This is a genomic window from Flavobacterium sp. N502536 (assembly GCF_025947345.1).
Classification (GTDB): domain Bacteria; phylum Bacteroidota; class Bacteroidia; order Flavobacteriales; family Flavobacteriaceae; genus Flavobacterium.
Genome location: NZ_CP110011.1, coordinates 4,332,610 through 4,352,645 on the forward strand (window position 1 = coordinate 4,332,610; position 20,036 = coordinate 4,352,645).

20 protein-coding genes are annotated in these 20,036 nt (G+C 34.6%); 5 read left to right on the forward strand and 15 right to left on the reverse strand.

Features of this window, described 5'->3' with window-relative positions:
• The 4 genes from OLM61_RS18320 to OLM61_RS18335 are packed head-to-tail and all read right to left on the reverse strand — an operon-like array spanning position 1 to position 4,244.
• Positions 1-477: a Mov34/MPN/PAD-1 family protein gene (locus OLM61_RS18320; RefSeq protein WP_264524037.1), complete on the reverse strand. Its 477-nt coding sequence runs from the start codon at positions 475-477 to the stop codon at positions 1-3.
• The gene (locus tag OLM61_RS18325; protein WP_264524038.1) at positions 474-2,219 is read right to left on the reverse strand and encodes a ThiF family adenylyltransferase; all 1,746 of its coding nucleotides are present in this window, start codon (positions 2,217-2,219) and stop codon (positions 474-476) included. Before OLM61_RS18325 ends, OLM61_RS18320 begins: the two co-directional genes overlap by 4 nt.
• Complete coding sequence (locus tag OLM61_RS18330; RefSeq protein ID WP_264524039.1) at positions 2,219-3,220, reverse strand: CBASS cGAMP synthase; 1,002 nt, start codon at positions 3,218-3,220, stop codon at positions 2,219-2,221. The genes OLM61_RS18325 and OLM61_RS18330 overlap by 1 nt, the downstream gene beginning before the upstream one ends.
• 1 nt (position 3,221) lies before the next feature.
• Entirely contained in the window at positions 3,222-4,244 is a 1,023-nt protein-coding gene (locus OLM61_RS18335) for a CBASS cGAMP-activated phospholipase (RefSeq protein WP_264524040.1), read from the reverse strand.
• Positions 4,245-4,723: 479 nt separating this feature from the next.
• On the opposite strand from OLM61_RS18335, the gene OLM61_RS18340 reads away from it, so the two are divergent.
• The 3 genes from OLM61_RS18340 to OLM61_RS18350 all read left to right on the forward strand — a co-directional run bounded on the left by OLM61_RS18340 (position 4,724) and on the right by OLM61_RS18350 (position 6,157).
• Positions 4,724-5,419, forward strand: a complete 696-nt coding sequence (locus OLM61_RS18340; protein ID WP_264524041.1) for a pseudouridine synthase — start codon at positions 4,724-4,726, stop codon at positions 5,417-5,419.
• 218 nt (positions 5,420-5,637) lie between these two features.
• A complete protein-coding gene (locus OLM61_RS18345) occupies positions 5,638-5,886 on the forward strand; it encodes a type II toxin-antitoxin system ParD family antitoxin (RefSeq protein WP_264524042.1) in 249 nt (82 codons plus the stop codon).
• Positions 5,879-6,157: a type II toxin-antitoxin system RelE/ParE family toxin gene (locus OLM61_RS18350; RefSeq protein WP_264524043.1), complete on the forward strand. Its 279-nt coding sequence runs from the start codon at positions 5,879-5,881 to the stop codon at positions 6,155-6,157. Before OLM61_RS18345 ends, OLM61_RS18350 begins: the two co-directional genes overlap by 8 nt.
• Positions 6,158-6,341: 184 nt before the next feature.
• On the opposite strand, the gene OLM61_RS18355 is transcribed toward OLM61_RS18350, so the two are convergent.
• From OLM61_RS18355 to OLM61_RS18405, 11 genes are all read right to left on the reverse strand, one after another.
• The gene (locus OLM61_RS18355; protein WP_264524044.1) at positions 6,342-8,093 is read right to left on the reverse strand and encodes an alkaline phosphatase D family protein; all 1,752 of its coding nucleotides are present in this window, start codon (positions 8,091-8,093) and stop codon (positions 6,342-6,344) included.
• A 379-nt stretch (positions 8,094-8,472) separates the two neighbouring features.
• Positions 8,473-9,897, reverse strand: coding sequence for an amino acid permease (locus OLM61_RS18360; protein ID WP_264524045.1), 1,425 nt, complete (start codon positions 9,895-9,897; stop codon positions 8,473-8,475).
• A gap of 127 nt (positions 9,898-10,024) precedes the next feature.
• Positions 10,025-10,723 (reverse strand): DUF1826 domain-containing protein, encoded by a 699-nt coding sequence (locus tag OLM61_RS18365; RefSeq protein ID WP_264524046.1) that lies wholly within the window; start codon positions 10,721-10,723, stop codon positions 10,025-10,027.
• Positions 10,724-10,803: 80 nt separating this feature from the next.
• A complete protein-coding gene (locus OLM61_RS18370) occupies positions 10,804-12,150 on the reverse strand; it encodes a TolC family protein (protein ID WP_264524047.1) in 1,347 nt (448 codons plus the stop codon).
• Positions 12,151-12,161: 11 nt separating this feature from the next.
• Positions 12,162-13,301: an ABC transporter permease gene (locus OLM61_RS18375; protein WP_264524048.1), complete on the reverse strand. Its 1,140-nt coding sequence runs from the start codon at positions 13,299-13,301 to the stop codon at positions 12,162-12,164.
• Positions 13,298-14,233: an HlyD family secretion protein gene (locus OLM61_RS18380; protein ID WP_264524049.1), complete on the reverse strand. Its 936-nt coding sequence runs from the start codon at positions 14,231-14,233 to the stop codon at positions 13,298-13,300. The genes OLM61_RS18375 and OLM61_RS18380 overlap by 4 nt, the downstream gene beginning before the upstream one ends.
• Positions 14,234-14,258: 25 nt before the next feature.
• Positions 14,259-14,969 carry an ABC transporter ATP-binding protein gene (locus tag OLM61_RS18385; RefSeq protein WP_264524050.1) on the reverse strand — a complete coding sequence of 237 codons (711 nt, stop codon included), beginning with the start codon at positions 14,967-14,969 and terminating at the stop codon, positions 14,259-14,261.
• Between the two features lie 142 nt (positions 14,970-15,111).
• Positions 15,112-15,525 carry a DUF2141 domain-containing protein gene (locus OLM61_RS18390; RefSeq protein WP_264524051.1) on the reverse strand — a complete coding sequence of 138 codons (414 nt, stop codon included), beginning with the start codon at positions 15,523-15,525 and terminating at the stop codon, positions 15,112-15,114.
• Positions 15,526-15,571: 46 nt separating this feature from the next.
• The gene (locus tag OLM61_RS18395; protein WP_264524052.1) at positions 15,572-16,489 is read right to left on the reverse strand and encodes a DUF6268 family outer membrane beta-barrel protein; all 918 of its coding nucleotides are present in this window, start codon (positions 16,487-16,489) and stop codon (positions 15,572-15,574) included.
• Positions 16,490-16,595: 106 nt separating this feature from the next.
• Positions 16,596-17,489: a helix-turn-helix domain-containing protein gene (locus OLM61_RS18400; protein WP_264524053.1), complete on the reverse strand. Its 894-nt coding sequence runs from the start codon at positions 17,487-17,489 to the stop codon at positions 16,596-16,598.
• 136 nt (positions 17,490-17,625) lie between these two features.
• A complete protein-coding gene (locus OLM61_RS18405) occupies positions 17,626-18,393 on the reverse strand; it encodes a GNAT family N-acetyltransferase (RefSeq protein WP_264524054.1) in 768 nt (255 codons plus the stop codon).
• A gap of 318 nt (positions 18,394-18,711) precedes the next feature.
• Between OLM61_RS18405 and OLM61_RS18410 the strand changes: the two genes are divergently transcribed.
• Both OLM61_RS18410 and OLM61_RS18415 read left to right on the forward strand, forming a co-directional pair.
• Complete coding sequence (locus tag OLM61_RS18410; RefSeq protein ID WP_264524055.1) at positions 18,712-18,837, forward strand: hypothetical protein; 126 nt, start codon at positions 18,712-18,714, stop codon at positions 18,835-18,837.
• A 350-nt stretch (positions 18,838-19,187) separates the two neighbouring features.
• Positions 19,188-19,982, forward strand: a complete 795-nt coding sequence (locus OLM61_RS18415; protein ID WP_264524056.1) for a polysaccharide lyase — start codon at positions 19,188-19,190, stop codon at positions 19,980-19,982.
• Positions 19,983-20,036 lie beyond the last annotated feature (54 nt).

Here is a 20,036-nt window from a genome sequence, read left to right on the forward strand (position 1 = left end):
TTAAAGTTCGTCAAATTTAACCTTTTTTTTAGTCTTAATTCCATTTTCATCAACAGATGAGATGTAAATTCCCTTTCTTCCAATTATCATCATAAAAATTATTTGAGAGTTAAGAATATTTCCCGTCATCTGTTGTAATATAGATTTTTCATCGAGACTGGATGGTATAGGAAAGTCTTCGGGATGTGTATGCCATTCACCCAAATAAATCTTTTTACCATTACTTTCTTTAAAAAATTGATTTAATACATTTTGGGCATTTTTTATAGATCTAGTAAAGTTATAACGACTAGACTTATCATAGCTACTAGGAAATGAAACATCAGTAATTGAATAAGTATTATCTTCTATATAGAAACCAATTAATATACCACCCGATTCAGGCTTTTGTAAATCATCTTGTATAAATTTTTTCAAATCTTCCAATACATTTCTAGATATTTTTACAAAAAGATTTCCTAAAATAAATTCAATCATAAACTTTTTATTATAAGTTGAAACGAATTATATTGTATTGCAAAATCAGTTATTAGCAATTCTTTTTCCGCCAGCAACTCTTTATCCCCAATCCATGAGTATACTTTAGAAGTTACATTCTTTCCATTTAAATGATCCTTTACGTAAGGAAAAATTGCAGACAAGAATTGGATTAAATAACTTGATGAGTACGGCGAATAACCAGTTTGACAACTCCCTTCAATTAGATAAGTCTTTTCTGATTGATTTTTTAAAGCTAATAATGTGCCGAAAGGGTAATTTTCAGTTTGGATCAGCTCAATCGCTTTTGCTGCATCGTCAGGCATAATAAAAAGCATTTGTCCACTTGCTAAAAAAGGCTCAACCCAAAAAAGAAATACGGGTTTGGTTAATTTTCCTTCTACTACATTCTTCAAAATAAACTTCTCTATCATTGTTTTACCAATTGCAACAAAATGAAAATCACAAGTGTTAATAAATCCAATTTCATTTTCGATTATTGTTGTAACAGATTCATTGCGTATCTGGACATCAATTAGTGGATTGGAATTTTTTATTTCTTTTTTTATTCCTTCAATTTTATTATTCCAGACAGCGGAAAATCCTAATAAGTGCCTGTTTATATTTTCTGATGACAAGATTTCTTTATCAATTAAATAAAATTTGTTTATAGACAAGTTTTTAAGAAAGAAAACTAAATTTGAGCCAACACTACCTAATCCAGTAATGGCGACACTTTTTTGATTTTCTTCATAACCAGCTGTTCTAATTTGCAATCTGCTTAAATTCATATTATCGAATGATAATCTTGTTACATTTTTTTTTGCATAAATACTATTAGTTAGATGCTGAATTTTAGAGATAATATGTCTGCTTCCTCCTTTCTTGCGTGCGAGAATTTGTACATTTTGATATGTCCAACCAAAATATTCAGTGATAGAATTATAATTATTAGCAAAAACAATTAGTATACTATCAAACTTGAAATTATTGCATAAATTTTGAAATTGCCTATATTTCTCTTCATCACTTTTAATTATTTCAATACTTGCTTCAAAAGTTAATTCAAAAGGTGGTTCAGAAAAATTACCATCAATTTTTATAATTCCTATTTCTTCAACTAAACATTTACATTCTTTGGCATAATCTTTTATTTTCTTTATATCAAGATCACTATTACTAATGAAATAACGATAATTTCCAAGATAATTATTTGTGAATTTTAAACCTACCAACTCATCATTTTCGTTAGAGATAGAATGAAACACTTGATTAGATATTAAATCATTTTCAGAATAGCTTAACTCCCAATATGCCTTAAATTCTCTTTTGAACTCATTTTTTCTATATTCAATATTTTCAGCATCACGAATTATTCTTTTTGCTCTCGCCAAAATCAATTCAACGAAGTCTGAAAAATTATTATTAGGCAAAATTAAATTTAATCCCTCGTCAAAAATACAAATACTATAATCTTGACTTATATGTGGAATATATTTCAATTCTTTATAGCTTTCTTTGCTAATAAAAATTTTAGGCACATTAAATGGAAAATCAATTGGGAAGTTTAAAAAAAAAGTAACATCAAGGGATTTATGAATAGTTGCTATTTCAGTCTTAATTTCCCAAACAATACTGTCTCTGTAAAATTTGTATTTGAGCTCTTTTAATTCCTCGCTATTTATTTTTTTACAAGTTTCAGTCTTCCTGATCTCTTCTAGAAGTAAATTATATTCAATCATTAAGCAGATTTATTATCATATCTCAACTGATCAGATGATGAAAATGTTTTTGCTACATCTTCATCCTTCTCTTCGATACTTGAACAAGGAAATCTATCTCCTAAATGTTTTTGCCATTTAGCGCAAGCATCTTTTTTGCTTTTTGTATTTATAGCTTGTCTTCCAGAAGTAATTAAACTATCTAAGGCATCAAGAAAATTTTTCTTACGAGTTTCTGAAGAATATTTTACTAATAAATTTTCGGCATCATCTATAGTTGGCCTTTTACATTCATAAATTGCTGTCCATGTAAATCTTGTATCATCAATTGATTTTTGAATTTCCTCTAAAGTGTCCAAAAAAGCCATATCATCTTTATCATTTGAAATGTAATTATTAACAGCTAAAATAGTAAATACCATTCCGCTAGGTAATTTCAAATGACTTTTATTATCTGTCCAAGCTTTTAAATACCTTACAATTCTTTTTAATTGGCTTCTATCTTTAGATTTGTCATCAAACCACTTCTTGAAAGCGTAAGGGTCACTTTGAATCCATCCCTTTGATTTATGAGCCAATTCTGGAATATCCTCACTGTCATAAAAACTTTCGTTTTCGTTATCTGTTATCTTATAATAAATAGGCAAATCAACATGGTATTTTTTTGCATACTGAACACGTACGCAAGTATTTTTATCAATTGTATTTTGGTCAGTTCTATTTTCCACTGCTTTAACAATCCAACTATGGGCTGTTTCAGGCAATGGTTTATCCTCTTCCTTACCGAAAATATAAACTCCGTCATCGACATCGTATTCCCCACTTAATGGTAAAATTGTTGTATTCATTGAAAAAGAACCTTGTCCTTTAAATTTGACAGTATGTTTATCTCTTTTTAAATCAAAATAAGATTCAATATCGGATCTAATTGCATTTCGAGAAGTTCTTAATTCACTTTTTTTTGTCGAACTAAGAGCAATGATCCCGTTAAATTCTGTAAAAGTTTCGTGTAAGTCAGCCATGTTAAATATTAAAAGTTTTTTTAGTTGTAAATATTCGCTTTATATCTTCTTTTTTCTCAAAAACTAATGCTTGATCTTTTGCTTTAATTTTCATTAAATCATATGCTTGTTTATTAGCAACATCCAGCTGAATCAGACTTTCTTGTTCAGTTGATATTGATACACTGGGAATTCGTAAATATTTAATTTCAACATTATATATCTCAGTTATTTTTGACAAAAAAAAGTCTGTAAAATAACTTTGTCCATTCATTGATGTTTCAAATAAATCTGCCCCCCAATCTCTAAACGAACGTTCTCTTTTTAGCCCTGTTTTCTTACCACCTGTGATGGTAAGACTACTAAGAGATAAGATTTCAATAGAGTTATACTCTTTGTCTTTCTCACTACCCACAAAATAATTTAAAGCTTCTAAAAGACCAACTAAAGTCGGATTATTAGCCCAGACACCTCCATCAATAAATTGTTCATTCTCATAAAATTTTGACTCTGCTAATGGAAAATATGTTGGAGCAGCAGATGTTGCTAAAGCAATATCAATAATTGGCGCTTCATTATCTCGAGATAATTCTCCATGTTTATGATCGTATTTAAATACTTTCGGTTTAGCTTCTGTAATTGAGTAACTAGGAATACATAATAGATTGTTACAATCTTTGATCTGCTTACTTCCGAAAATTTCAATTAATGCTTCTTTTAATCCTTTATCTGAATACTTTCCACCTTTAGCTATTTGCTTTAAGAATCCATAATCAATAGTTCCAAAATATGGAATTTTTCTTTTTTTATGTTTTGGAAATATTATTTCTCCTTTATTTTCATAAAAATCACATATTTCCTTTGCAGATATTTTTAATGATAAAGCCAATGCAATTAAACCGCCAGTTGATGTACCACAAATCATATCAAAATGATCACTTGTTTGACAATTAAATGTTTCTTCAAACTTCTTTAATATAGATGCCGAATATAGTCCTTTAATCCCTCCACCATCAATGGATAAAATTTTAAATGCTTGCGCCATATTTTTTTTAATTATTTAGATAGATAAGTTGTACAGAGCACATTTTAAAGATAGGTATATACTTAAACTTTAAATAAAATTCTTATTAACAATAATCCGTTACTTACAAACTTCTTTTTTTAAACTTGCAAGTGCAACAAATAAAATTATTGAAAAATTTTTGAAAAAGTAAATATTATAATTTATTTAAGTTCAATATTACGGAAAACCATAAAGTATACTTTTTTTATACTACAAGAATAATAATAATAATGTATCATTAATCGTTAGGTATTTTTACTTGATTAATATTTTATGCTATTTAAATTATAAAGTTCTTTTAGCTTGACTCGGATTCCTACTCTACAAAGTTTCTATCAAGGATCTAATCTAAAGTAATAGCAAATGTCTCCCACTTTGCGCTACCTACTCAAGTCTTCAACTGAAAATAAATAAGTCATAAAAGAGATTTCAATCGAAATCTCTTTTACTTTTGCCAAATGTTAGAAATTCTTTACCAGGACGAATATATTATAGCCATTAATAAACCAAGTGGTTTGTTGGTTCATAAATCATTTTATGCACGCGATGCAAAAGTGTATGCTATTCAGGAATTGAGAAATCAAATAGGACGACACGTCTATCCTATTCATCGGTTAGACAGGAAAACATCCGGTGTCTTGTTATTTGCATTGGATAAAGAAGTTTTGAAAATTATGAACGATCGTTTTGCTACACGTGAAGTCGAAAAAAAATATTTAGCCATTTTACGTGGTTGGTCACCCGAAGAACTAACGATTGATTATGACTTAACCAATGATGATGACATTAAACAAAATGCAATCACCTACTTTCACCGTTTGCAAAATGCCGAAGTTGATTTAGAATTTAACAATAAACCAACCTCACGGTATTGTTTGGTAGAAGCGATTCCCGAAACTGGACGTATGCATCAATTGCGAAAACATTTCAAACATATTTTTCATCCCATTTTAGGAAGCCGTCCACATGGTTGTAACAAACAAAATAAATTATGGCTGGATAATTTTGACCTGAAAGGAATGATGCTTCATGCACATCAGTTAATTTTTAATCATCCAATAACCAATAAAGAACTCATCCTGAATGCAAAGATTAATGATGAGTTTAGCAAAGTAGGTGCTATTCTTAATCTGGATTTAAGTAAGTACAAATAAAACCTTCTTAACAAATCAACAATAACCAATATTTCCTCGCCCTATGAAGTGTCCAATAAGCGTCTAGTCACGCTGCGCAAAGTCAGAGACATTTGCATAGCTTTTCTTAAGGAACTTTTTCGGTGAGCGGAGTTGAATACTATTTTTATCATAGAAACATGTTCTTCTATTTCAAAATTTTGGTGTAAATTTACACCAATCTAAAAATTGGTATTATCATGACACGACAAAGTATATCATTAACTGCCCCTAATGAAGAGTGGTTAAAAAATCAGGTTAATACAGAAGAGTTTAGCAGTAAAAGTGAAGCTATTAACTATTTGATTAAACAAGCGCGCTCAAAAGAAGAATACCATGAGTTTGTGAGGACTAAAATTGATAAGGGAGAAAAAAGCGGTTTTGCTAAAAAACAAACCAGAGAAGAAATGTTAGCTGAATTTAAAAAAGATCTGCCTGATAATGTATAGCTATTATTTAAGTAGCGAAGCTAAAGAAGATTTAAAAAGAATTTATTATTATGGTGTTAGTAAGTTTGGCATTAATCAAGCTGACAGCTATTTTAATATGTTTTATGATTGTTTTGAAAAAATAGAGGAAAATCCTTTTTTATTTCCATCTGCTGACCACATTAAAACAGGATATCGTTATTGTGTTTGTGGCGTTGATACTATTTACTATCAAATTAGCGGAGATAAACGGGTAGAAATTATTACCATCATCGGAAGACAAGACTTCTAGAGCAGTTGACTCTATTGGCAATACCTTTTATTCGTAGAAATTTAACGTAACCAATCGCGTGAATTTGCACCTCACGCTATCAATTCAAGTCTTCATTAGAAATTATAGCAACTAAAAAAAAAAGCGCAAAGTCAAAAACATTTGCGCAGCTTTTCATAAGAAACTCTTTGGGAAGTGGAGATTTCTATCCTATAGTATACTTTTTTTCTGTAACCGTAGTGGTCGTTTCAGTGGTTATACTGTCTACAAATCGCCATTCGGCTTCAGAACCGGATGCAGTAAATTTAAGATAGGTATATCCTCGTTTATACAAATTTGCATATTCTAAATCATCTATCAGTACCGTAAATGCCTGTGCCAGTTCTATCGCTTTTGAAGGGTCTGAGGTAATTCCAAGATAACCTTCCAATCCTGGTGATGAGACAGAACTACACGCGATTTCGGTTCCTATATGTTTTCCCTGCATATCGGTAAGTTTACCCATCCATGCATTATGAGTATCTCCGGCCAAAACCACAACATTTTTTCCGGAAAGGATCGCATACAATTGTTCTCTTTCTGCAAAGTAACCGTCCCAGGCATCCAGATTATAAGGTAAAGTTGTCTTAACTCTCGCAATTTCCTGAGCCGTTAAAGAAGGATCGTTTTGTTTGTATCTCATTTTGATAACAACAAGTTGAGAGATTGTAGTAGTAAGAGCCTTCATGGTCGCCGGAGTTGCACTTCCGAGTTTACCCACTTCTGCTAAAATTTGATTCAAAAGCATTAGTAGCTCTGCCGGAATCAGCATTTTTGTCATCAGAATCTGCTGGCCTAGTACTTTCCATTTAGCGGTATCGGCATTGATCTGTGATCCCAGCCATGTCATTTGTTCGCTTCCAATTAATCTTCTGCTTGGACTTAGTAAATCTGTTTTAAATTTTGTCTGGTCAAAATTCCCGCCATTGTCAATATAATCGGTATAACTTAACTGCTTATCTCTTGCAATGACTCTGGTATCCATCATATAAAGCGAAAGAATATTACCGAAATTAAAACTTCTGTAAATTCTAAGATCTTTTCCTGTTTTAAGCGGAATATACTCGCTATACGCCTGAAAAGCAGCCATTTTTCTCATCTGAAAATCTCCTTCGGCCGGCTGATGGTTTTCTGCTCCCGATTTATAAGTATCGTTAGCAAACTCATGGTCGTCCCACACACATATAAAAGGTTTTTTCTGATGAAGAAGCTGAAGATTTTTATCTCCTCTATATTGTCTGTATCGTTCTCTGTAATCGCTAAGGTTTGTAATCTCCTTTGCTGGTTTGTGTTCTCTGCCCAGCGGGTTGGTAAAAGGATTTGTTCCATACTGTCCCGGTGCATATTCGTAGATATAATCACCAAGATGAACCACTACATCGGCATCTGAAGAAGCAATCGCTCCATACACATTGAAAAGTCCTGCCGGAAAATTTGAACAGGAAACAACGGCCATTTTTACCTCGTTTACACTATCAGTTTTAGACGGCAGCGTACGTGTTTCTCCGGTAACCGTTACTTGTTTGGTTTTGGCATTATAAAATCGGTAATAATATTTTGTATTGGAAGAAATATTCTGAACGTCTACCGCTATTGTAAAATCATTTGCAGAAGATGCTCCGGCCTGCCCTTTTCTTGTTACTTCTTTAAATAAGGCGTCTTTACTTATTTCCCAGGTAATTTCGGCATCTGAGCCTGTTGAATATCTTGTCCAGATAATGACTCCGGTTTCAGTAGGGTCAAAACTGGCTACTCCTGTCTCAAACCCTTCATTTTTCATTCCATCTGGTGCACCGCTGTTATCCGTTTTATCATCGTTACTACAGCTTTCAATAAGAGGCGCGATAAAAACTCCTCCGGCAACCAATAATGAATTTCTAAGAAACCTTCTTCTGCCTAAATCCTTGTTATTTTCCATAAAATATTTTTAAATCAAAAAAACAATTTAATCTGAAAACCCAAGTTATGGCATATTTAAAATTACCTTACATTACTATTAAGAATCCCTTTACTAAAATTAATCCTCAATTGGTTTAAAATCTTTAATCTGGAACTTCTAATAACGAAGGCTTTAGCGGGCCTACAGTATGATTAAGAAATACATAGCTTGCTGTAACTGCTTATTTTCTGCTACTACACGGATCAGAGGAAAGGAAAAGTAAGAGATGCCTGTAATAAATTATTGTAAACCTTACATTATGATACATGCTGATTTAAAAACAAAGCATTAAAAAAGGCATTAAACATCAACCGGATGTTGATGTTCAATGCCTCCTAATGAATAATAGTAAAAGCTACTATTTTTTTGTTTTAAAAACTTTATAACAGATAAAAAGAACCCCCAGCCAAATCGGAATTAATTCTACGGATAATTTCATATCAGTCATCCACATGATGGACAGAATACCCAATAAAAACACCAGACAGATGTAATTACTTATTGGATAGAATATTGAAGGAAACTTCGTTATAGTGTTTTCCTTGTTTTTCGCAAGTCTGAATTGTAGATGTGTATACGAAATCATGACCCAGTTAATAATTAAAGAAGACACCACCAAAGACATTAAAATACTAAAAGCCTCTTCCGGAATTACTTTATTGATTAAAATACAGATCGCTGCAAAACAGGAAGAAATTAAAATAGCATTAATCGGCACCGATTGTTTGTTTAGCTTCATTAAAAACTTAGGCGCATTGCCCTGATCTGCTAAACCGTACAACATGCGTGAGTTACTGTATACACTGCTATTGTATACTGATAAAGCCGCGGTTAATACGATTAAATTAAGCACATTGGCAATAAGACGTGTAAAATATATTTTGCTGCCAAACAGCTCAAACTCCATTCCGTTTAAGTTTTGAAAAACCATTACAAATGGACTGCTGTCTGTTGTAATTTTCTGCCAAGGCGACAAAGCAAATAAAATGACTAATGCACCAACATAAAAGATAAGGATTCTATAAATAACCTGATTGGTTGCTTTTGGGATGTTTTTTTCCGGATTTTCTGCCTCAGCAGCGGTAATTCCGATTAGTTCTAAACCACCAAAGGAGAACATAATCAAAGCCATTGCAGATAATAAGCCCTGAAAACTACCTGAAGATGTTTTTTCAAAGAAACCTTTTGGAAAGAAACCTCCATCGTTGTATAAATTGTGAATGGTAGCATGCTCCCCTCCTGTACCGCTTATTAGCAAGTAGGTACCAAAGAGAATCATTGCAATAATGGCAACCACTTTTATGATGGAGAACCAAAACTCAGTCTCGCCGTAAACTTTTACAGAAGCAAAATTCAAAGCATTAATAACCAGAAAGAAGAATAAACTGGAAGCCCACAATGGAATCTCAGGCCACCAAAACTGTACATAAACACCAATGGCTGTAAGCTCAGCCATACTAACCAGTATATATAAAATCCAATAATTCCAACCAGACGCAAAACCTGCAAAAGAACCGCAATATTTATAGGCAAAGTGGCTAAAGCTTCCTGATACAGGTTCTTCAACAACCATTTCTCCAAGTTGTCTCATAATAAAAAAAGCGATTATTCCGGCAATAGCATATCCTAAAATAACAGATGGTCCTGCTAATACAGCCGCTGGGCCAATGCCGAGGAAAAGACCTGTTCCTATAGATCCCCCTAGGGCAATTAACTGAATGTGTCGGTTTGTCAATCCACGTTTAAGCTGATTGTCATTTACGTCTTCCTGTTTTTGTTTCACAAATTAGATTTTTAAATAAGTTAGATGTACTCACAAATGTATGAACAGCGAATATAAGTTAAAAAAGGAATTGCACAAAGCATGCACCGCACTAAAACTTCAATTAGGGGGTCAGTTTCCATTTCCGTTAACAAATCAGCAACAACCGATATTCTCCCTCGTTTTCTACTGGTGCTCTATGAATGCACGGCAGCACTCGTTGTTTGGGATGGTCTACAGCCAATCGCCAAAGATGTCCTAACCCTAGATTAACAGGTTCTGCATCCGGATGTAGCTGATAATGCAAATCAAAATAATTCTCCTTCAGGAAGTTTTCGAATTCTTCTTCTGGTCCGTCATACAGCTCTTTTAACTTTGATCGGATTTCCGGAATCAGAATTTTTTGTTCTGCCTGTGTATTCGGAATAATATCACTTGCCGCTCCGTGATAGGTGCATAAAAAAGTATCCGTTGCTATGGGCGAACGATCTACATGAAACGAATATACATCCGTCGATATGAAATCAAACTCATCATCGCGTTCGTAACACTTTAGTAAATTAAGAGCCGGAGAAGCTCCAAAATCAGTTAATAATTGTAAATCTTTTAGGATTATTTCCCTGGCTATATTCCCCTTTTCTGAGAGTTGAAGCGCCAATAGATCTTCCTTATGCACTTCGGTTATATTCTCTTCCAAAGACAACTGAGCTACAATCTCCTTAAAATCGCCATCCAAGTTTCTGTACCAGCATAGCGCATTCTTTTCTCCTTCGAAATCGGTATGTATAAGCTCAGAGAAAGTAGCGACCGTTCCAATTTGGCTGCTGTCGGAAAATGTATTGTTCATGGTGTAATAATAAGTAGCTAATTACTTTATGCGTTACAAAATTATGCAATAGTCGTCACACTTATGCTAAAGACGCTTCACTATTGTACAACTAATTTTCCCGCGGCTTTCTTCCAATCCAGCCATGACACGATCAATTCCTGCTGAAGTTTATTAGCGACTAATTCTAAATTTTGCAATTGAATCTCTTTATCATTTAGTTCATTAAACGATACCTGGTCAAACTTATAGCGTTCCTGATAAACCGCTACAATCTCCTGAGTGAGTCTGGTATTTTCATGCACCGTTTTTAGCTGTTGCAAGACATTGTGATAAACAACAGTCGCATTCAACGCATTGTATTTGATTTTATGAAGATCCTCTTCGATTTGGTTATTATTTTGCTCCTGCTCCAGTTTTAACTGATTTATTCTCTTTGCTGTGTTTTCACCAAAAAGAAGGGGCAATTTTAAGGAGACTCCAATATAACTATTGCCATACCAACTGTCTTGCTGAAAGGGATTCATACTGGCTGTAAACTGATCTGCTCCTAAATAACCGTTGAGATTAATCGTCGGACTGTGTTTGGCTCTTTGCTGTTTCTTTTTATTTTCTAACACTTCATTCTGTGTCTTCAAAATTTGGATTTGAGGTAATGCATAGATTAAATTTTCATCGAGATCAGTAATATTTCCATCCATAGTATACTTTTCCAATACGATTGAAGCAGCAAGTGAAGATTCATTTCCGGTAACATACACAAGGTATTGCTTTAAAACCAAAACGTTATTTACAGCATTATGATATTTTTGGATTGCGTTATTGTGCGTTACTTTGGCATCGTTTACAGCAACTTTTAAAGCCCTGTTGTTACTGTATTTTTGATTTATGGTACTCCAACTTAAAGCTGTGCGGGTAGTATCACCAATAGCTTCTTTCACTTGCTGTTGCGCTACCAATGTATTAAAATAGGCCTTTGAAACTTCGTACGTAAGCTCTATTCTGGCCTCTTTTTCATTTAAGCTTGCCAATTTTTCCTGTAACCTGGACTCCGTAATTAACTTTGAAATCGAAATATCCAACAAAGGCTGTTGCAGTAAAACACCGGCATTTTGGGTATAATTGGCTCCTAGTTTTACCGGTATCATTCCGTCTGAATAGGTTCCCGAATTAAATGCACTCGCAGGTAATACACTTGTAGCAATAATGGGATTGTATTGATAATTGTAGTTCAAAGAAACTTTGGGTAAATATTTTGCATTTAATTCTTTTGTTTTTAAGCTGCTGATCTTAGATGCGGTTTCCAAAGAAGCCAGTAATTTTCTATTTTTTTGCGCTTCTTCAATTGCTTTATTTAAGGTCCATACCGTGCTTTGTGCATTCATTTTACAAAGGCATAACAGCATAAGACACCCGATAAAACGGATATTCATTAAATTATTTTTCATTATAACGATTTTTAGCCTCTGAATACGGAAGCAGGTTCTACATTTTTTATTCTTCTAATGGCAAACACAGCTCCAAAAAGCGAAATAGAAAAGGTGATGGTTAGAATTGAGAAGAGTATAATTGGACTAAAATCGATCAGTATTCCTGTTTGATACATTCCATTTTTAAACCCCATTAAGAAAACGAGCGCTACCATAAATCCAACAATAGCAAATAAAGTAGCCTGGGTAAGTATCAAATTCCGAATGTAGGAATCGGTTGCTCCGATTGCTTTTAAAGTTCCGTAATCCTTGATCCTGTCAAGTGCCGACGAATACATGGTAAGGCCAATAATAAAGAAACCCGCGATAATTGCAAAGCCTACTAAAGATCCTGTGCTGGCACCTAAACCCGTCGAAGCCAAAACACTCTTTACCGTTGATGTACTTAAAGATGACGTACGCCAGGCTCTGACTCCGTAAATAGAATTATTGATCTGATCGACGACACCATCTACATCTTCCCCATCTTTTACATTTACCATCAAGGCACTTATATTGGTCGAGGGTATATTACCATAAAACCTTGCCCTGTCTGCTGTAGTATACATTAAATAACCGCCCCAGCCTCTTATTCCTTTCGTTTGCAGCGTAATGACGGCTCTTTTTCCATTAATCTCAAAAAAGGTTCCAACATCCGACGAGCCTCCAAAATTGCCGCGGTCAAAATAATCGGCAGATACACCTGCTTCCTGCAGCAGATCCGGAAGTTCCCCTTGTATGATCTTAGTACTATCCGGACCTACTTTAAAATGGGGGTATTCGCTTCCAATAATGTTTACAATAGCGCTGGTACCGTTAGGAAATTTTGCTTTTCCACTGGTTACAATGATCGGAAATGCTTCTTTAACCCCTGTCAGACTCTTGATTTCCTTTTCTTTTCTCGTGTCAATCAAACTAAGCTGATTGGCATCAGTCGTTTTGTCATCAACAACCCAAATGTCTGTTGTTGTATTTTTTACCAAAACACTCATTAATCCTGTCAAAAAATTGAATGTTCCTATTTGCTGACCTATAAGGAAAGTGCTTATCACTATGCCCACCACTACTCCTATGCTTTTAGTTTTATCAAAACGAATAAACTTCCAGGCTGTTTTTATCATCGGTTTCATAGGGAGGTTTGAACTACACATTCAATTCGGGAATTAATCAGATACTTGGTTTGGTTTGCCAGAAGTATTTTTATTTCCCGAACTCTTCTGTCTTCCTGATCACCTGCTTTTTCAGAAAAAAGTGACTTGCGTTTGAGCGCCGATGAAGCAAAAATGACAGTTCCCGTTCCGATCGTTTTATTGGAACCTATTTGACGGATAATGGCTTTTTGTCCTTCTTTAATTTGAGCTGCAAACAACTCATCAATTTCACAAGTAGCCACTAATTTACTTTTTGGAATAAAATCTGCAAAGGCCTGATTGGGTGACAATGCCGCGCCTTTTGTAGCATTCATAGTCATAATTTGTCCATCACCCAGTGCTTTTACTGCATATTGCTGTAATTCTCTATTGGAAACTTCCAATTCTTGTTGCATTTCCTGAAGTCGGGAGCTTGCCATCAGCACCTTGTTTTGTAATTGCGCTACATTGGTCAGAGAAATCTTTGTTTCTGTTTCCAGATTATCAACATTCTGTCTGGTTTCTGCACCATTTTTATGCAAGTTTTTCAAGCGTTGCAGTTCCGTTTGTTTGTTTAACAGATTTATTTCCTGCTCTTTTAAGTTTAACTGAGTTACTTTAATTTCTATTTTTTGCGTTTCAATTCTACTTTTGATTTGAGCTTTCTTGGCGTCCTGAACGGCGTGATCCAATTCAATAATTAAGTCCCCTTTGGTAATTAGGTCGTTTTCTTTTTTATGAATACCTACCACAATGCCCCCTACTTCTGTTGCTAATGCGGATAGTTTTTCATTAGGCTCTATCCGTCCGAGTCCTACAATTTCTGCTGAAGCAACTTCTTTATGGACAGCTACCTGCTCTGATTTATTGGCTTCTTTCTTGCTGCAACAGCTAAGAAAAAAGGCTATTAGAAAAATTAAGATATATTTCATTCTGTATAATTTGATTAATGATTTTTTATACGGTTTCCATTTGGTTCTCGGTTGCGATTCCGTTATCTACATAAATAATTCGATCGGCAAATGCTTTGAGTCGCATATCGTGTGTAACTACAATTACACTTTTGCCGTTTTTAGCAAGTGCTTTTAATTCACCCATAACGACACCAACACTTTTGACATCCAAGGCAGCCGTTGGTTCGTCACAAAGCACAATTGGCGGATTAGTGACCAACGCCCGTGCAATAGAAACTCTTTGCTGCTGGCCTCCACTTAGCATTTTTGGCAAGTTTTTCATTCTTTCCTGCATGCCTACTAATTCCAGCGCTTTTTCGGCTTTTTTCTTTGCTTCAGCATCGCTATAATTCATAAGTTGCAACGGAACCATTACATTTTCTAAGGAACTGAGTGGTGCCAAAAGATTGAAACTTTGAAAAACGAATCCAATTTTATTCAATCTCAAAGTCGATAATTGTTTCGCTGAAAGCATATTTACCTGTTGCCCCTCTATAAAAACATCTCCCCTTGTTGGATAAATAACACAGCCTAATAATGACAACAATGTCGTTTTCCCCGAACCCGAAGGACCAATGATTAAGGTTAGTTCTCCTGTTTTAAATTGAACATTTGTTGGTTTCAAGGCCGTAATCAAGGTGTCACCGGTTTGATACTCCTTGCACGCGCCTTTTATTTCTGCAATAACTCTGTTCTTTGAAATGATCTCCTCCATATTTTACTATTATAATTTGGTTCTTTTTTTAACATTCTATCCTTGTAATAGTATTCAGTCGCAGTCGCAGTTTCCAACCCGTTACCTACCTGTTACAAACACTGAATACTGCCACTGCAAACTGAGACTGAGACTAAAACTCCTAATAAAGCTCAATAGCTATCGCAGAGTCATTTTTTAAAACATAAATAGAACAATCATTGAATGTTGGTGCTCCGCCGTCCGGTTTAAAATTAGTGCTGTTTCCTACCGGTTCTTTTGGCATTCCGAACCAATTGCTGTTTAATTTTCCATTACTATCCAAATCCTGAAAAACGGTAATGGCGTAAGTCCCTCTTGGCAATTCAACTTGAAATTTCATCGTTTCCTGATTGGCTTTCTGAACTTTTGTAAAGCAGGCCGTTTTAAGGAAATTTTGTTTTTTATCGTAAACATTCAGTACAACTGTGCCCTTTCCTTTTTGGATATTGGTGACATCAACATTCATTTTTACCTGTTGCGCATTAGTCAAATACGAGGCTCCTAATACCAGTATACTCAGCATTGTTTTTTTCATTTTCTTCTTTTAAATTATTGTGATTAAATTTGTTTGATTTGTGTTCTTAATTTCCAAAACGATAGGTCAGCATCATTTTCGCATATGGAATTTCTTTTGTCTTATAGTCGGTAATACTGTTGTTATTTGAATCGTATAAGGTGTATTTATTGGCAAATCCCACACCTCCTTGCAGCTGAAGCCAAAAACCATCAAAAAGCCGCTGATTAATCTGCAAACCGCCATGAACAGCCGAGAACTGAGCATAGTCAATCTCCTGGCCTTCATTATTCTTATAGTTTTGTAAATTGTGAAGCGTCCAATCTATAGATCCCGCCACACCAACTTGTGTAGAATTACCCAGATTCCTAAACACATTTACCCTTGGCCAGTACAACTGAGCAAACCATTTACCATCATTACTCTTGTAATCAACAGATATGGCAGGTGTTATCAGGAATTTATCAAAAGCATACATAATATGGGGTCCTATACCAATTTCAAGATTCGATTTTTCTCCAAACTTTCTTGAAACCCCAAAAATCCCATCCAAAACCATATCATTGATTGAAAACGAATCCTTAAAATCGGAAGCCATAGTAGGAATTAAAACTCCAAAAGCAGCCCATCTTTTTCCAAAAGGATGTCGCACTACAACGGTAGGTTTGATTTCTTGTATTTTTGAGATAGTATTCGGACTATCCTTGAAGTCCTTATCGAATGTAAAATCTAAAACACGATAGTTAACGATGCCAAGAATGCGTGTTTTTCCAATTTTAAAAGAAGGTATTGGCAGCCAAAAATCATACGTATTGTATCTGAATTTATTTCCGTAATAAGGATCTACAGCTGATAAATTCCCGAAGCTACTTTTTCCGTTTACAGTGACGCTAACCCCTGCGCCATCTGTGATTAATTGAGCATAAAATTTATTTGGAAGACAAATAAATAAGGTTAATAAAACTAATGACAGTACTTTTTTCAAAATAACACTTATTAAATTTAAACACATGAGCCCTATTAGCCCCTAAGATTTTCTTGGGACAAAGGTGTGTTTAAAACAATAATTGTTGTTAGGATTTAGTTTGCCGTTACTCGGACAAATCGTGCATCAATGAGTTTCGGTACTGAGAAGGGGTTGTACCGGTTATTTTTTTGAAAAGACGTCCAAAGTAAGACGGATCTTCGTAATTCAATTCAAAAGCGATTTCTGAAATATCTTTAGTCAAATCTTGCAAAAGAATCTGACTTTGCAGGATACTGACATTGTTGATCCATTCTTTTGGGGCAATTCCGGTGGTTTGCTTAATGCATCTGTTGAGATAGTTTACAGAAATTTTTAACTTATCGGCATAAAAGGAGACGGATTTGTCCTGACTGTGGTATTTGTACACCAGTTCTTTGAAAGAAAAAGTGATCTCATTACCACGATGTACCGCTTTATTCAGCTCTCTATTGGAAGAAATGATTTTTTGAAAGGCAGCCTGCATAAGCGAATAACAAATTTCGATATTGGAATTTTCGTCGCGAAATTCTTGTCCTAACAAGCAAAACAAGGAATTAAGCCATACACTCGTTTCTTTTGGCAGTTTAACAACTGAGTTTGTGGCAAAAATTTGTATCAATTCCTGTTTAGACAGAATGTGATTCAGAACGCTTTCTTCAAATAAAATAAAATGACCGGTTATCTCCGAATCAATTTCTTTCATTGCTGTAATGTGCCCTTGTTTTACAAATAAAATATCATCTTTTGTTAGTGCTATTGTCTCATTATCGACCTGTTGTATGGCATTACCATTGGTAACATGAACCATAAAATTGTAATCAGGTCGGAAAAGCGGAGTCGGAATTTGAATGTACTCCGTTGTGGCATTCAGGTCATAAATCTGCAATGGAGTTTTTAAAAAATCAAAATCTAAAGAAGCATCCGACATAAATTGTCTTGGGAATTCCTCCGAGGATATAATCTTAATCGTCTTACTCATGTTACAAACTTAAGTATTAAATTGTAAATGACAGCTGCCTACTTCGTATATGGGCAACACTATTAGTATGACACAAAATAAGCAGTTGTAAACACCAGATATTAAGTCTTTTACATTTTTGATTTGCCTTTAAATTTTAGATCTTAATGGAAAGAAAATTTAATGACCTGATTTTAATTAGACGTAATTCTTCTAACAAAGCCTTATCCTGCACTACAGCATTTTTTGTATTCTGGTCAACAACTGCCAAATGATGTTTTGGCTCATAAAGCATCGCGGTACACAAGCAGGTTTTTCTTTCCTTATTCGTTACTACAGGGCAGTTTACACATGATTTACAGCTCTTCCAAAACAATTCATCTGAGGGCAGCTCTGAGAAGGTCAGTTGTTTAAAACCGAGTTCATGGTACATTTTTATTACGGCAAGATCTGACGTTAAACTGAAGATACGTGCATTCGGGTACTTCTCGCGGCTCAGTTCAAAAATTTTCATTTTTATCTTTTTCGCAAGTTCAGTATGTCTAAATTCAGATGCTACAACTAGTCCTGAATTAGAAACATAACTTTCGTTCTCCCAAGAATTGATAAAAGAAAAACCTGCCCATCTTCCGTCTGATGTAAATGCTATGACAGCATCTCCTTTTTTCATTTTCGCTTCCAACAACTCTGGAGCACATTCTGAAATACCAATTCCACGAGCTTTTGCAGCTAACAATGTGGCTTCACAGATTTCTTTGATCCAATAGGTATGACTGCATCTGGCTTTTTCAATAATAAAATCAACCGCTTCTTCCGTGTCTTTAACAGCTGAAGATGTTGCCTTGTTACGGGATGAATCAGAAGAGGAGAAAAAATTCTTAGTTAGATTTATTCTGGGATCTATAATAGGATTTATAATTTTCATAATTGTTTAGGTATAGGATGGGACTTATGATATCTAATGTGGTTTTTAAAAAAAATCTTAACAGCTTATTAAAGTTTTTATTGAGATGAAAGGCTTTTATGATCTTAAATTAAATACTTTCTACATCAATTGAGAAATTAGAAAAACAGTAAGGAATAAAACTAAAGCAAAAACTATTAGGTTGATGATTCTGTCTTTGCTCTGCATGGATTTATTTGATGCGTATAGTTTCGCAATCTCCCTATCTCTTGTTTTATTTGCTCTCATATTTTTTTTGTTTGATACTGTTTGGGGTATATGAATGTTGATACAACTGTCATGAAAAGTTTAATAATGATCAAAATCAATCCTGTACTATTGATTTTTACAAAAACTTTTGAGTTGATTTTCACCCATAAAGACAAACGATATGCCAAAACAACTCGAAAAACCATAACCGATTGAATAACAAACAAATGCAAAGGTTAAGCTTTTATATCATTTATAAATCCTTATCAAACTGATAGAATAAGCCATTCAAAATGAAAGGCTTTATGATCTTGTAGGGTATTTTATCCTGCGTCTTTTCACTACTACTCCTTTTAAAAGCCAAAAAATAACAAGAAAAATAACTAAACGGGATTATTGCGTACCTAAAATCGTACTTTTTTAATCCTCTTACAAATTGTTATTAATCAACTTTACAGTGTCAATTACCTGATACTGATTTTGATACTTTTTTTCAAGGTCAATGATGTAATTACAATCTATGCTTTACTAACCATTAATTATTTATTAACCTTAAAGTTTTAAAAATGAAAAAAATCTTAAAATTAGCAAGTTTGTTATTTATTACAGTAGTGGTGTTTAATTCCTGCGAAAAGGAACAAGAGGTCAATGCCCCGCAAAGCGTTACCAAAGACGAGTCACAAATCGTCAACAATGAGATACAAGAAAACACCAAAAAAGAGGCCCTTTCAGCTGCTGCGGCATTAGCAGGTAGTGCCGGTGCCAGAACGATCACATTACAAACCAACACCTTATCCTGTCCGGGTGGATTGTGTACCTCGTACGGCGTTTGGTCAGAAGGGGTTTATACGGTTTGGTTCCAGATGAGATTTAATTCCGGATTTTATTGGAGCAGAGGCGGTAAATGCGGCTATGGGATTCTAATTGGTGACCAGAATACCGGCGGTGACCCGGGATGGGATGGTAATGGCGGTAGTGCCCGATTTATGTGGTATTGTCCAAATGGATCAAATTCTGCTATAGGAAGCGGTGCTTATCTTCAGCCTTATGTATATTACAAAGATCAGCCTGGACAGTTTGGAAATGATTTTGGGAAAAAATACTTCATACAGGAAGGCGTTACCTACAACTGTCAGATTTCTGTTAAGTTAAATACCGGGTCCAATACGAACGGATACGTGAAATACTATGTAAACGGTACGGAGTTATTGAATCAAACCATTCGTTGGGTGACAAACGATTCAAAACGAAATGTGAATGCCGTAAGTCTTCACACCTTCCGTGGCGGCAGTCAGGAATACTGGAAAGCTCCGGTAACAAGTTCTATCTACTATCCTACTGCCACCTGGGATGCTCAATAGTAACTGTAAACTAGCTGTTTAAACCATAATAGAATCAAAAGCTCTCATTTCTTA

Coding starts and splice junctions, on each gene's coding strand:
- OLM61_RS18340 (WP_264524041.1), top strand. CDS start 4,724: ATGTTAGAAATTCTTTACCAGGACGAATATATTATAGCCATTAATAAA.
- OLM61_RS18415 (WP_264524056.1), top strand. CDS start 19,188: ATGAAAAAAATCTTAAAATTAGCAAGTTTGTTATTTATTACAGTAGTG.
- OLM61_RS18375 (WP_264524048.1), bottom strand. CDS start 13,301: ATGAAACCGATGATAAAAACAGCCTGGAAGTTTATTCGTTTTGATAAA.
- OLM61_RS18320 (WP_264524037.1), bottom strand. CDS start 477: ATGATTGAATTTATTTTAGGAAATCTTTTTGTAAAAATATCTAGAAAT.
- OLM61_RS18380 (WP_264524049.1), bottom strand. CDS start 14,233: ATGAAATATATCTTAATTTTTCTAATAGCCTTTTTTCTTAGCTGTTGC.
- OLM61_RS18325 (WP_264524038.1), bottom strand. CDS start 2,219: ATGATTGAATATAATTTACTTCTAGAAGAGATCAGGAAGACTGAAACT.
- OLM61_RS18365 (WP_264524046.1), bottom strand. CDS start 10,723: ATGAACAATACATTTTCCGACAGCAGCCAAATTGGAACGGTCGCTACT.
- OLM61_RS18335 (WP_264524040.1), bottom strand. CDS start 4,244: ATGGCGCAAGCATTTAAAATTTTATCCATTGATGGTGGAGGGATTAAA.
- OLM61_RS18400 (WP_264524053.1), bottom strand. CDS start 17,489: ATGAGTAAGACGATTAAGATTATATCCTCGGAGGAATTCCCAAGACAA.
- OLM61_RS18385 (WP_264524050.1), bottom strand. CDS start 14,969: ATGGAGGAGATCATTTCAAAGAACAGAGTTATTGCAGAAATAAAAGGC.
- OLM61_RS18390 (WP_264524051.1), bottom strand. CDS start 15,525: ATGAAAAAAACAATGCTGAGTATACTGGTATTAGGAGCCTCGTATTTG.
- OLM61_RS18405 (WP_264524054.1), bottom strand. CDS start 18,393: ATGAAAATTATAAATCCTATTATAGATCCCAGAATAAATCTAACTAAG.
- OLM61_RS18355 (WP_264524044.1), bottom strand. CDS start 8,093: ATGGAAAATAACAAGGATTTAGGCAGAAGAAGGTTTCTTAGAAATTCA.
- OLM61_RS18370 (WP_264524047.1), bottom strand. CDS start 12,150: ATGAAAAATAATTTAATGAATATCCGTTTTATCGGGTGTCTTATGCTG.
- OLM61_RS18350 (WP_264524043.1), top strand. CDS start 5,879: ATGTATAGCTATTATTTAAGTAGCGAAGCTAAAGAAGATTTAAAAAGA.
- OLM61_RS18330 (WP_264524039.1), bottom strand. CDS start 3,220: ATGGCTGACTTACACGAAACTTTTACAGAATTTAACGGGATCATTGCT.
- OLM61_RS18410 (WP_264524055.1), top strand. CDS start 18,712: ATGAAAAGTTTAATAATGATCAAAATCAATCCTGTACTATTGATTTTT.
- OLM61_RS18345 (WP_264524042.1), top strand. CDS start 5,638: ATGACACGACAAAGTATATCATTAACTGCCCCTAATGAAGAGTGGTTA.